Origin of the sequence: Tunturibacter empetritectus (assembly GCF_040358985.1) — a bacterium.
Classification (GTDB): domain Bacteria; phylum Acidobacteriota; class Terriglobia; order Terriglobales; family Acidobacteriaceae; genus Edaphobacter; species Edaphobacter empetritectus.
In genome coordinates, this window is the sequence record NZ_CP132932.1 from 4,748,973 (window position 1) to 4,761,739 (window position 12,767).

The window sequence follows — 12,767 nt, forward strand, 5'->3', positions numbered from 1 at the left end:
ATGGCTACGAAAAAAACGGATCTTCAATCTGAAAGCGCGATGACAGGTTCCTGCGCCTGTGAGATAGGCGAATCGGAACGCAAGGCTACCGGAGTCGATCCTGAGATAAAGGCCTCCAACCTGCGCCGTCTGCGGCGACTCGAAGGACAGATCCGAGGCTTGCAGCGTATGGTCGAGGACGATCGCTACTGCGCCGACATTCTGACCCAAGTGTCGTCTGTGCAGGAGGCGCTTCGTTCGGTGGCTCGTGCGCTAATGCGGAATCACCTCTCTCACTGCGCGACTCAGGCAATTCGCAGCGGATCGTTGGAGCAGAGGCAGGCGATGTACGATGAGCTACTCGAACTCATCTATAAAAACGCGCGCTAACGACGAATCGGACCATTAAAATCTTCCTTGATCTGATAGACTTAGTGCTGTCGTCGGGTTGGGCGTACTGGCCTTCGGAAGAGACCGTAACCGAACTCAAAGACAACGAATCAGGATTGGCAATGATTTATTTATGCCGTTCGAGTAAGATATAATCGTTGTCGAAGGCGAAATTTGGGGACGTAGCTCAGTTGGTTAGAGCGCTGCCCTGTCACGGCAGAGGTCGCGGGTTCGAGCCCCGTCGTCCCCGCCATAAGCCAAAGAAATGAATGGTTTATGGCACAGTGACAATTCAAGTCTTACCGCGAGGGTGCTGAGAGTTTCCAGCACCTTTTTTGCTGGCTTTAAGTAAGCGAGGTTCTCGTTGCGAGGGTGCTGAAAGCTTGGTTTTTGCCGACTTCAATTACCATCTCCATGACTTTGTTGTTGCATCCCCGTTTCGTCTCGGAGGTCGCTCGCGTGTAGACGTCGAGCGTGATCCGGAAACCGCTCAGGTTAGTTGTCAGAGAGTACCGGAAGCTGTGCCGTCCGATGACTTTCTTCAGAACTATCTCGTACGCGAATATCAGTGTCAGTGATAGAGGCATTCCCTTCACTGTCCATCATTCGGCTGTCCGGATTCTCATAAACAGGAATTCCAATCGACTGACATCCGATGCGCTGGAGCGAAGAAGAATTGAAAACGACTTGAACTCGGCGTCGTCGGTGCATCTGCGCGTGGCTGCCACGACGCCGGTATCGCCATTTGCTCGATTCATTGGGTAGACGTAGTCTAGTCACAGCGATGCGTATTGTCCGACAATTCGGTGTGTTGGTCCTGCTACTGATGTCGTGCTTGGCGCCGGCGATGGCCTGCATGGTTTCCAGCACGGAAATGAACACCGAAGAACGTGCCTGCTGCCGCATGATGAAGAACCAGTGTGGGCTGACGGACAATATGTCTGCGTCGCATGGCTGCTGCCAGAAGACTCCCCCGAGTGTTCATGAGAACGCGTTGGACACGAAAGCAGTGACCTTCCATCCAGTTGTGGCAGATGTAATCTGGTTGGCTGCTTTTGAGATGTTGAATAGGCCCGTAACGATCATTGAATGGGTCGAACATCCCGACTACTCGCCTCCGAAGCCCCCGCCTTCGACCATTTCCATTCTACGAATCTAGTCAGCTCCCCTCTCGCACTCTACTTTTGCCGAGCACGCACACCTGTTTGCGTGTTTTGGCGAATGCCTTGAACTGCATTTGAGATTGGAGCTTCCGTATGAACGTGGTCTCTTTGACTGCCGCGCTCGTGCTGGCCACTGCATTTTCTGCCTCTGGGCAGACGCCGATGGCGAGTACACCCACATCCTTGTCCCAGCTTTTAGCTGAGGCCGGGGCAAACAACCCACAGATTTCCGCAGCCGATCACGGCGCACGAGCCGCGAGGCAAGTGGCGCCGCAGATGACTACGCTGCCTGATCCCAAATTGACCTACCAGCAGTTGAGTGTGGGTAGTCCGAAGCCGTTTGCCGGATACACCAACAGCGATTTTGCCTACATCGGCGTTGGCGCATCGCAGGAACTGCCCTATCCCGGGAAGTTGCAAGCGCGCGGGGCAGTAGCCGAACGTGATGCCGATACAAAGGTGGCCGAAGTTGAAGTCACGAAAACCAACATTGCCGATTCGGTGAAAGCCGACTATCTCCAACTGGCGTATCTGCAACAGACGCTCGGCATCCTGCGGCAAAACGAAGCCGTTCTCGACCAACTCATTCAGGATGCAACGGCCCACTATCAGGTTGGACAGGGGATTCAGCAGGATGTCCTGCAGGCGCAGATGAATCGAACAAAGATCGTGAAAGAGATAACGATGCACCATCAGCAAATGGGGCAGATACAGGCTCATCTCAAAGGACTGCTCAATCGAGATCAGGGATCGCCGGACATTGCTACGGAAGACTTGGTCGAGACTCCACTCAACCGCTCCTCCGACGAGCTGCTCGCGATGGTCAAGCAAAACAACCCTCAGATTCAGGTCGATGCGAGTTCCATTCGGAAGCAGGACGCGCAGTTGGCCTCCGCGAAGCGTGAAGGAAAGCCGGACTTTGAAGTTGGTTATATCTACCAAAACACCGACCGCAAGTATCGGGACTATTACATGTTCACCTTCGATGTGCGCTTCCCGCGCAAAACGCGGGTGAATGCGGAGATCGCAGAGGCCACGGAGAAGCGCTCAGAATCACAACAAACACTCAATGCACATCTGCAACAGCAACTCGCTGAAGTGAAGGGAGGGTATGTCAAAGCTACGAGCGATGCGGAGCTGCTAAAGGAATATCGGGAAGGTCTCATCCCACAATCAGATGCAGCGTACCGGGCCACACTAAACGCTTATGCGTTCAATCGTGAGCAATTCATTCACGTTCTCTCGTACTTCACCGACCTTCTGAGTCTGAGGCTCGAATACGCGCAGACCCTCGTGGATCACGAAGCTGCTTTGGCCCACCTCGAATCTCTAACAGGAGCGACACTGCGATGAACAAATATGTCTTGAGAACGTCACTCGTCTGGATCGCCGTCCTCGCAGTTGTCGCTGGAGTTTGGGCATACCGTTTCCATCAGGCGAACCAGCCAGCAGCAATGAAGACGTCGATGTCCGGCGATATGCAGCCAGTAGCCTCTGGTCCGCCTGCTAGTGTGGATGATCCAAAGCCATCCATGCCAGATATGAAGATGGATGCTCAGCTTGTTCCAGTCCAACTCACACCCGAGAGGATGCAGAGTATCGGCGTGCAGACTGGCACAGTCGAATACAAACAATTGAGCGACGATATACGCACGACCGGCACGGTAGACATCGATGAGCGTCTGATCTCCTGTGTGCAGGTGCGCTTTCCCGGCTACATCCGCAAGGTGTTTGCCAATGCCACGTATCAATATGTGAGAAAAGGTGAGCCGCTCTTCACTATCTACAGCCCTGACCTTGTGGCGACACAACAAGAGTATCTGCTGGCACGGCGGAACCAGAAGACCATGAGCGCAAGCACCATTGATGGTGTAGCTGATGGCGCGGCCACACTTTCGAGCGCGGCGGAGCAGCGGCTACAGCAGTGGGATATACCCGAAAGCGAGATCGCAAAGCTAAAAGAAACTGACAAACCGGTGACTGACCTCACCATCAACTCTCCGGTTGAGGGATACATCACCGAACGAAATGCCCTGCCCAATATGTACGCCGAGCCTTCGACCAAACTCTATACCGTTGCCGATCTATCTCGCGTGTGGGTGTATGCCCAGGTTTTCCAGGACGACATAGGCCGCATAAGACCCAACAATACTGCGCAGATTACCGTCGATTCGTATCCGGGCCGCACCTTCTCCGGTCAGATCGAAGCGATTCTGCCGCAAGTGGATATGGCAACACGCACCGTTCGTGTGCGGCTAGCGATGACAAATCCGGGACTCAAACTGAAACCGGGTATGTTCGTGAACGTCGATCTGAAAACAAACCTGGGACATCAACTAATTGTCCCTGCGTCGGCCGTCTTTCAATCCGGTACACGACAACTGATTTTCCTCAATCACGGCAATGGCAGTCTTGAGCCAAAAGAGATCACAATTGGTCCCCGCGTTGGTGATGACTTTGTAGTCCTCAAGGGCCTGAAGGCACACGAATCCATCGTCACATCTGCCAGTTTCCTCATCGACTCAGAAAGCCAGCTACAGGCTGCGGCAGGTTCTTTCGTGCCACCCGCCCCGGGTGCCGGAGGAAATTTTTCAACGGTGAATGCACCAGCTGCTGCACAAGCAAATATCGACTTCACCACCGATCCCAACCCGCCGCAAAAGGGCAGCAACGTCTTTCGAGTAAAACTCACAGGCGCAGATGGAAAACCTGCCACCAGAGCTGACGTTACAGTCACGTTCTATATGTCTGGTATGCCGGCGATGGGAATGGCGGCCATGAACACAACCACCAAGCTCATCGAAAAAGGCAATGGCATGTATCAAGGAAGCGGTTCTCTCGATTCCGGGGGGACATGGCAGGCGACCATCTCCGCTAAGAAAAATGGTCAGACAATCGCAACCAAGCAACTGCGCGTAAACGCGACGGGAGGCATGTGATGCTTTCAAAAATCATTGATGCCTGTGCCCGCAATCGCTTTATTGTCTTCACGGGCGTGCTGCTGCTTACACTTGCTGGAATCTGGTCTTTACAGCATGTCCCGCTGGACGCACTGCCGGACATCTCCGATGTGCAGGTGATCGTTCATACGGGTTGGGCAGGCGAGCCGCCCGATGTCATTGAAGATCAGGTAACCTATCCCATCGTTACAAGCCTCCTGGCGGCCCCGCATGTCAAAGCTGTTCGCGCCCAGACCATGCTTGGCGACTCCTACGTCTATGTCGTTTTTGAGGACGGCACGGACCTCTACTGGGCGCGCTCGCGTGTCATCGAATACCTGCAGCAGATCAGCGGGCGCTTGCCAGAGAACGTGCATCCTTCGATCGGCCCTGATGCGACGGGCGCAGGCTGGATCTATGAGTATGCCATCGTCGATAAGAGCGGCAAACACAGTCTGGCAGACCTGCGTAGTTTGCAGAACTGGCATCTGCGGTATGCGCTGGAGACTGTGCCCGGAGTTGCCGAGGTAGCCAGCATCGGTGGCTTCGTCAAGCAATATCAGGTACAGCTCGACCCGAACAAGCTACTTGCTTATGGCATTCCGCTTTCTACAGTCATCGACAAAGTAAAGATGAGCACGAATGAAGTCGGCGGTCGCGTTCTTAACTTGAGCGGTGCCGACTACATGATCCGTGGTCTCGGCTATCTGCGCTCACTGGACGATCTCGCCACGGTTGCCGTCGGCAGCAAAAATGGGACCCCTATCCTGATACGCGATCTGGGAACGGTAACTTTCGGCCCGGATATCCGCGAAGGGGTTGCGGAGTGGCATGGAGATGGAGAAACCGTCGGCGGGATCATCGTCATGCGCCAGGGCATGAACGCGCTCAACATCATCAACGGAGTGAAGCAGAAGCTGCGTGAGATAGCGCCCTCTCTGCCGCCCGGCGTCCAGATCATGACGGGATACGATCGTTCCGATTTGATCAATGCGTCGATTAAAACGTTGCAACGCGATCTGCTCGAAGAAGCAGCCATTGTTAGCCTGGTCATCATCATCTTCCTGTTTCATTTCCGTTCGGCGCTTATCGCCATCGTCGCCCTGCCTATCGCGGTGCTAATGTCTTTTATCCCGATGTATTGGCTGGGAGTGAGTTCAAACATCATGTCGCTGGGCGGCATCGCGTTGGCAGTTGGAGTGCTGGTCGATGCGTCCATTGTGATGGTCGAAAATGGCTATCGCCATCTGTCGGAACGGCAGAAAAACGATGCCAACCCGGTATCGGAGCCAGAGCGGCAGAGCATTCTTATCAATTCGGCCAAGCAGATTGGTCCGGCACTCTTCTTTTCACTGATTATCATCGTCGTTTCCTTCATGCCAGTCTTCCTGCTCGAAGCGCAAGAAGGACGCATGTTTCGTCCGCTGGCATGGACGAAGACTCTTGCAGTGGGTTCTTCCTCCATCCTTGCCATCACCCTTGTGCCGGTTCTGATGGTGATGCTGATTCGAGGGCGGCTCAAGCCGGAAAAGGCGAATCCGATCTCACGTGTTACGCAGGCGATCTACCTGCCTATCCTGAAATTCTGCCTGCGACACCGCTGGCTCACTATCGTGGTCAACCTCATCTTTCTGCTGATCACATTTCCACTCGCCTCACGTCTGGGCAGCCAGTTCATGCCAGCTCTCTTTGAAGGCTCCATTCTCTACATGCCGACTGCTCTTCCCGGCATCTCCATCGAACAAGCTAAGGTGCTCTTGCAGCAGCAGGACCGCATTCTTCGCAGTTTCCCGGAAGTAGCCAGCGTATTCGGCGCTGTCGGTCGTTCGGACAGTGCAACTGACAATGCGCCGCTCGATATGTATGACACCACGCTCATGTTCAAACCGCGAGAGCAATGGCCCGCTGGGATGACCTACGAAAAGCTCATTCAGCAGATGGATGAGAAGCTCCAGTTTCCTGGACTCTCAAACACCTGGACAAGTCCAGTCGAAAACCGCCTCGATATGGAATTGACCGGCATCAAGACGCCACTCGGCATGAAGGTGCAGGGGCCGAATGTAGATGGCATTCAGCAACTTGCCTCGCAACTTCAGACTGTTATCTCTGGGCTTCCGCAGGTTCGATCTGTCTTTGCTGAGAAGGTCGCGCAGGGTTTCTACGTCAATGTCGAAATCAAACGAGAAGAGGCAGCTCGTTACGGTCTGACGATCGCGGATGTGCAGACTGCTGTTTCATCTGGTATTGGAGGCCAGAATATCGCAGAGAACATTGAGGGTCGAGAACGCTATCCCATCAACGTCCGCTATCAGCGCGACTTCCGCGACAATGTCGACAAGATGCGTGGCGTGCTAATCGGTACGCCATCCGGTGCGCAGATTCCGCTCGGCCAGGTAGCGAAGATTTCGTTCACGCGTGGCCCTGTCATGATTCGGGACGAAGACGGTGCGTTGACGGGATACATCTATATCGACCTCAAAAACTCCGACTATGGCGGCTTCGTCGCAGAGGCAAACAAACTCATTCACAGCAAACTCGCTTTGCCTGCAAACTACACCTTTCAGTGGTCGGGGGAGTATGAACTCGAACTACGTGCGAAGCAGCGATTGCAACTGATCCTTCCGATCGTCTTCTTCGTGATCTTCCTATTGTTGTACCTGGTCTTTCACTCGGTTGCCGAAGCGCTTGTTCTCATCTTCCCGACCATCTATGCGATGAGTGGAGGCTTGCTCCTGCAATGGCTTCTTCACTACAACTTTAGCGTCGCCGTGGCGGTCGGTTATATCGCGCTCTTTGGGATTGCGGTGGAAACCGGCGTAGTCATGGTGGTTTATCTCCATGAGGCACTCGAAAATAAGCTGCAATCTGGCAAGGCGTTGACGAATGCTGACATTGAAAACGCAGCGATTGAAGGTGCCGTCCATCGTCTGAGGCCAAAGCTCATGACAGTCTGCGCTGTACTCGCCAGCCTGGTTCCGATCCTTTGGGAATCTGGTATCGGCTCCGATGTGATGAAGCCGATTGCCGCGCCCATTGTGGGTGGCATGATCACTTCCACCATCCACGTCCTGATTCTGGTGCCCGTCTTCTTCGTCATGATGAAGGAACGCGCATTGCGAAAGGGACATCTGCAGCTACGGAATTCAGGGAGCAGCTAGAAGGGGAGAAGGTTGTCCTTTTATATACGTCTAGCCGAAGGCGCAAAAACTGTATCAGCATCCGTCCGAATTTTCTTTGGGCCACTGCCTCTGCTAAGAGTGCGTGATCTTTATTGCCTGACTTCCATACCTCTCGGCCCAGTCAGCGTCTAGAATGCTGCTACAGCGTCCCTTATGCCATTGATCCGGGTATCCCGTTCGTCGACTTCATGCAAGGAGAAAACTAGTAAAGTGAGCTTGCACCCCCTTAGTCGGATGTATCGGATCTTGGCCGTGACGTTACTTATTCTCGTTTTCGCCTTACAGCTTGTTCATGTTGCAAAGATGTCCTCAGCTAACTGGGACGAGGCGCATCACTTGTACGACGGCTATAACGTCTGGACAAAGCACGACTACAGATTGAACGCCGAAGTCCCGCCACTTGTGAAGCTCACCGCCGCGCTCCCCCTACTCCCAATGCATCTGTACACACCGGCCAATCAAGGGAAGTCTCAGAGTTTGGAAGCCTTCTTGGATGGGAGGTTGTTTGTCTTCCGCAACGGAGGCGACCGTGTCCTGTTCCCGGCGCGCATGTTCTGCATGATCTTTACGTTTTTGCTGGCAGCATTGCTCTACGTCGCTACACGGGAAATGTTCGGTGACATTGCCGCACTGGCCGCGTTGGCGCTGTTTGTCTTCGACCCCAACGTTCTGGCGCATGGCACCCTGATCTCAACTGATATTGGCAGCGCCTGCTTCATCTTTGGAACGATCTACGCATTCTACCTCTATACAAAAGCGCCGAGTCCCGCACGGTTGGCAATCGTCGGTCTGGCGGCCGGGTTGGCCATGTGCGCCAAGTTCACGGGCATCTTCGTGCTGCCCATGCTGATATTACTGGCGGGAGCCGAAGCGCTGCTCGCTCGTAGCTCCGCCATACTCTGGCGACGACTGGTGGCGTGTGCGGTCGTCCTCGTCTGCGCCTGGGCTGTAATCTGGGCGTTCTACGGTTTCCGCTACGCTCCAGCGCCGAATGGACTCGAGATTTCGCCGACGCTGACGCCGTATGTTGCTTCGATGCCTAACAAGGCTAACGCTGAAGAACTTTCCCTCATCGCAAAGTTTCACCTGCTGCCCGAGTCCTATATTTGGGGCCTTGCCAACACGAAGAAGACCGAGTGGGAGTACACAAGCTACTTCTTCGGCAAGATGTACCGCCATGGGCCATGGCCCTACTTTCCGGCTGCCTTTCTGATCAAGTCCACGCTCCCCCTGCTGATTCTACTGACTCTGCTTCCCTTTCTCTGGTTCCGGCGAGAGGATCGACACATACGAGAGCTGTATTTCATGCTTGTCCCGGTGGTCTTTTATTTCACTCTGGTCACAATGTCACATATGGACATCGGCGCACGGCATCTCATGCCGATCTACCCTTTTCTTTATTCTCTTGCGGGGGTGTCGATTGCCCATGCGCTTCTTCGCAATCGTATTTGGGTTGTTGCTGCGGTGATGCTGCTGTTGTGGCAGGTGGTCACATCGGTGCGAGTTGCTCCGGCGTACATGGCCTACGGAAATGAGGCGTGGGGCGGTCCTTCCAATGTGCATCGATACCTGAGCGACGCGAACGTCGACTGGGGGCAGCAACTAAAGTCGGTCAAGCAGTATCTAGACCAAAATCACGTCACCGACTGCTGGTTCGCTTACTTTCCGGATGGTGCAGTCGAGCCTTCCGACTATGACATATCGTGCAAGCGATTGCCGACAGGAAGTTCGCTTTGGTGGTTCAAACTGTCGATGGATGTGCCATCTGTAATTGACGGAACGATTCTTATCAGCGACAGCGATTTGGAGGGAATTGAGTCCGGGGATGGCCCGCTGAACTGGTTCGAGCCATTTCGTGAAGCGAAGCCCGTAGGGACCATTCAGCAAGGCGTGTACGTGTACCGCGGCCGATTTGCCGTACCACTGATGGCGGCTCTGGTGGACGTGCGGAAGACAGGGGACCTTGCGAAGACAGGTCAGATAGATGAGGCACTAAACATGGCGCAGGAAGCAGTTGCCCTTGCGCCGAACTCGGCGATTACGCAACTCAATCTGGCGGATACGCTGGCACTGAAGCAGAGATGGAGCGAGGCATTGGATCACTATCAGCGGGCAAATGAGTTGGCAAGAACCATTCGGCCGGAGCTTGAGGATGAAGACCTAATTCCAAGGAGTACAGCGGGAATAGAAGCAGCCCGAAGCCATCTCCACGACCCATAGTAAGGTCCTTGCAGATCTAGGACTGATCACATTCCGCAAGGATGGTCTGAATGTCTATTACCGGGTTGTCCCAGAGAGATTCGCCACCTACCTGAAGTTCCTGGCTGGAATTAACTCGAAGAGGTCCAGTGCCAGCCCTCACAAACCTCATAGGAATTAAAGATTTTGAGTGATTCTCTTGAGAAAAAGCTATAACCTGTACCCCGGAGACAATCTCGGCATACAGCCAGGTTAAAGGTTGAGTAATTAAAAAATTACTTTGGTAAGTTACTGAGGCTGTACTGACATTTTTTATTGTGCGGACGCGAATTTAGAAGATAGACTTTGCGTGAATTCTGGCCTGGGAGTACCTGAGAGCTATGTCAACTCAAACCATCTCGAACGACCTTCTTGAAGAGTGCTGGATTACAACCGACGCGGCTCAACTGAGCGGAGGATTTGATCGTGAACACTTCGAGATCATCCATTCGCTTACGGAACATCCGTTATTGCAGATTCCCGAACTTATGGAGTTGGCGGATCGCACGAAAAGGGACAGACCAGCAGGCATCTACTATGATGCGGGCACCGATATCCGGGTCGACCAAAGATGGGATCAGATGCCTGCAAAGCAGTTCTCAGTCATCGAAACGATGCAACGTATCGAGACCTGTGGGGCTTGGCTCTTATTCAAGGACGTTCAGAAAGACCCGAAATACAAGATCTTCTTGGGCAGCGGATGGGAAAAAATTAAATCGAAGATTGATCGGGACTTGAAGTCTCGAGTTCTGCGCGAAGATGCTCTCATCTTTGTCACTTCCCCTAAGCGCGTCGCAACGTACCACATCGATCGAGAGTGCAGCTTCCTGCTCCAGATCAAAGGAACGAAGACAATTCATGTCTTCGATCGCGCGGATCGAGAGGTTCTTCCTGAAGAGGAGATTGAGCGGTTCTGGACGGTGGATAACAATGCGCCTGTCTACAAACCACAATTTCAGGCCCGTGCTACTTCGTATAAATTGCGCCCTGGAAACGGTGTGCATATTCCTGTGAATTGTCCACACTGGGTCGAAAACGACGACAACGTCTCCGTTTCGCTCAATGTCAACGTTCAGTTTAAGGATACTCTTCGAGCAAATACGTACCGCGCAAACCACGCTCTTCGAACGCTTGGACTGACTCCGCGTCCTCCTGGCCAATCTCCTGCGATTGACTACCTCAAATCTCACTCCGTGGCCGCCGCAGCTGCAGCGAAGGGCGCCTTGCATAAGCTGTCTTCCTTGAAAAAACCCTCTTAGTTGCAGCCGAGCAGCATTGTTTTCATTTGCAGGACATCTCTACAAACGTGCTTTGGGCCGGATAGATTCAAGAGCTATCCGAGCTGCTTCATCGTGTAGACGATGAGTTTCTCAACAGGTTATGCGACTATTTGAAGTCATTTTAATTGTCACCTTGATTGCTGCCGCGGCGGCGCAGATGGCAAAATCCGGCGCAAACTGGTCGAGAGTCTTTACGGTGCTCGGAGTACTCGTCGCAATCTGGCATGTGCTCCATGAAGGAACACACTGGCAGATGTTCCCCGTCCTGGCAGGCCTTGTCCTGCTGGTAGCCTGGCAACTGCTACCTGCAACTCGTCGAGCTGTACGTTATCCAGCAATGAAAAACCTGGTGGCCATTGCTTGTGCGCTGCTCTCCGTCACCACGTTTGGACTGCTCCTGATCGTGCCTATGTTTACGCTCCCGAAGCCAACGGGGCCCTATCCAGTAGGAACACGGATCCTCTATCTAAAAGATTCGAGCCGCACAGAAGATAAAGCAGAGAAACCCGGAACCGCCAGAGAACTAGTGGTGCAGCTGTGGTACCCAGCCGATCCGTCGAACAACCATCTGGCTGCCTACGAGAGAAGGTCTGAGACAATTCCACTCACCTCTTATCGAAGCGTCCTTTGGACTAACTCCAGGGAAGATGCCCCCGTGGCAACTCAAGGTGGTCCGTTTCACGTGTTGCTGTTCAATCATGGCTGGGCTGGAAGACGTACTCTGAATACGTTTCTGACCGAAGACCTTGCCAGCCATGGCTATGTAGTCGCTTCGATTGACCACACCTACAACGCCAGCCGGGTTGAGTTGCCCGGAGATCGCATCGTCGATGATACCGATGGAAGCAGCCTACTTGATACCAATCTTCATTCCGTTAGTGAAATTACTGAGACGTGGAATAAAGAGCTCAGCAAATGGGTGGCCGACGAGGTTTTTGTTCTCAACACGCTGCAGAGCGACAATCTGGATCAAGCGAGCCCTTGGTATGGTCGACTTGATACTCATCGAGCTGGTGCATTAGGCCATTCCTTCGGCGGTGCGGCAGCCGTGCAGATGTGTTCCGTAGACGCACGAATCCAATCCGCAATCAATATGGACGGCTGGACATTCGGAGATCTTCGACAGCGTGCGGCTAACCAGCCAACGATGTTCCTATACGGAATAGCAGGAAACTCGCCCTCGCCCCCACCAAATTCAGCAACGATGGGGCGTGCAGAACGCGCCGAAGCAGAACTAGACGCAACCGATCGCAATGAGGTCGATACAAGCCTCAGGCAATTTGGCGGGTACAAGGTGTCCATCAACAACACCGCACATATGGACTTTACAGATCATCCTCTCGTCAGTCCGTGGCGCAGATGGACACAACCCGATCATATTTCGCCGTCGCGTATAGAAACTATCGTTCGCGCCTACGTACTGGCTTTCTTCGATCAGACCATTCGAGAGACAAAGCCGGCTTTGCTCGAATCAGGGACGTCGAGTCCGTTTCGTGGAGTCAAGATAGAGCACTGGAGTTCAGAGTCTAAAGCGGCATCAGTCGAGACAGCTCTAAAGCCGCCCCTGCCTAAATAGCAACATTCTCCAGACGACCACTA

General features: G+C 53.5%; 7 protein-coding genes and 1 tRNA gene. All 8 read left to right on the forward strand.

All coding sequences use genetic code 11. The features are described 5' to 3' along the window. A complete protein-coding gene (locus RBB75_RS19875; RefSeq protein WP_179638342.1) occupies positions 1-369 on the forward strand; it encodes a metal-sensitive transcriptional regulator in 369 nt (122 codons plus the stop codon). Positions 370-545: 176 nt separating this feature from the next. Continuing rightward, positions 546-622 (forward strand) — tRNA-Asp (locus RBB75_RS19880). Positions 623-1,625: 1,003 nt separating this feature from the next. Beyond that, positions 1,626-2,885 carry a TolC family protein gene (locus RBB75_RS19885; RefSeq protein ID WP_353069080.1) on the forward strand — a complete coding sequence of 420 codons (1,260 nt, stop codon included), beginning with the start codon at positions 1,626-1,628 and terminating at the stop codon, positions 2,883-2,885. Then, the gene (locus RBB75_RS19890; RefSeq protein ID WP_353069081.1) at positions 2,882-4,471 is read left to right on the forward strand and encodes an efflux RND transporter periplasmic adaptor subunit; all 1,590 of its coding nucleotides are present in this window, start codon (positions 2,882-2,884) and stop codon (positions 4,469-4,471) included. Before RBB75_RS19885 ends, RBB75_RS19890 begins: the two co-directional genes overlap by 4 nt. After that, positions 4,471-7,629: an efflux RND transporter permease subunit gene (locus RBB75_RS19895; protein ID WP_353069082.1), complete on the forward strand. Its 3,159-nt coding sequence runs from the start codon at positions 4,471-4,473 to the stop codon at positions 7,627-7,629. Before RBB75_RS19890 ends, RBB75_RS19895 begins: the two co-directional genes overlap by 1 nt. Before the next feature lie 324 nt (positions 7,630-7,953). Continuing rightward, on the forward strand, positions 7,954-9,870 hold the full coding sequence (locus tag RBB75_RS19900) for a glycosyltransferase family 39 protein (protein WP_353069083.1): 1,917 nt from the start codon (positions 7,954-7,956) through the stop codon (positions 9,868-9,870). Between the two features lie 359 nt (positions 9,871-10,229). Continuing rightward, on the forward strand, positions 10,230-11,147 hold the full coding sequence (locus tag RBB75_RS19905) for a transcriptional regulator (protein WP_179638347.1): 918 nt from the start codon (positions 10,230-10,232) through the stop codon (positions 11,145-11,147). 121 nt (positions 11,148-11,268) lie between these two features. Further along, the gene (locus tag RBB75_RS19910; RefSeq protein WP_179638348.1) at positions 11,269-12,744 is read left to right on the forward strand and encodes an alpha/beta hydrolase family protein; all 1,476 of its coding nucleotides are present in this window, start codon (positions 11,269-11,271) and stop codon (positions 12,742-12,744) included. Positions 12,745-12,767: the final 23 nt, after the last annotated feature.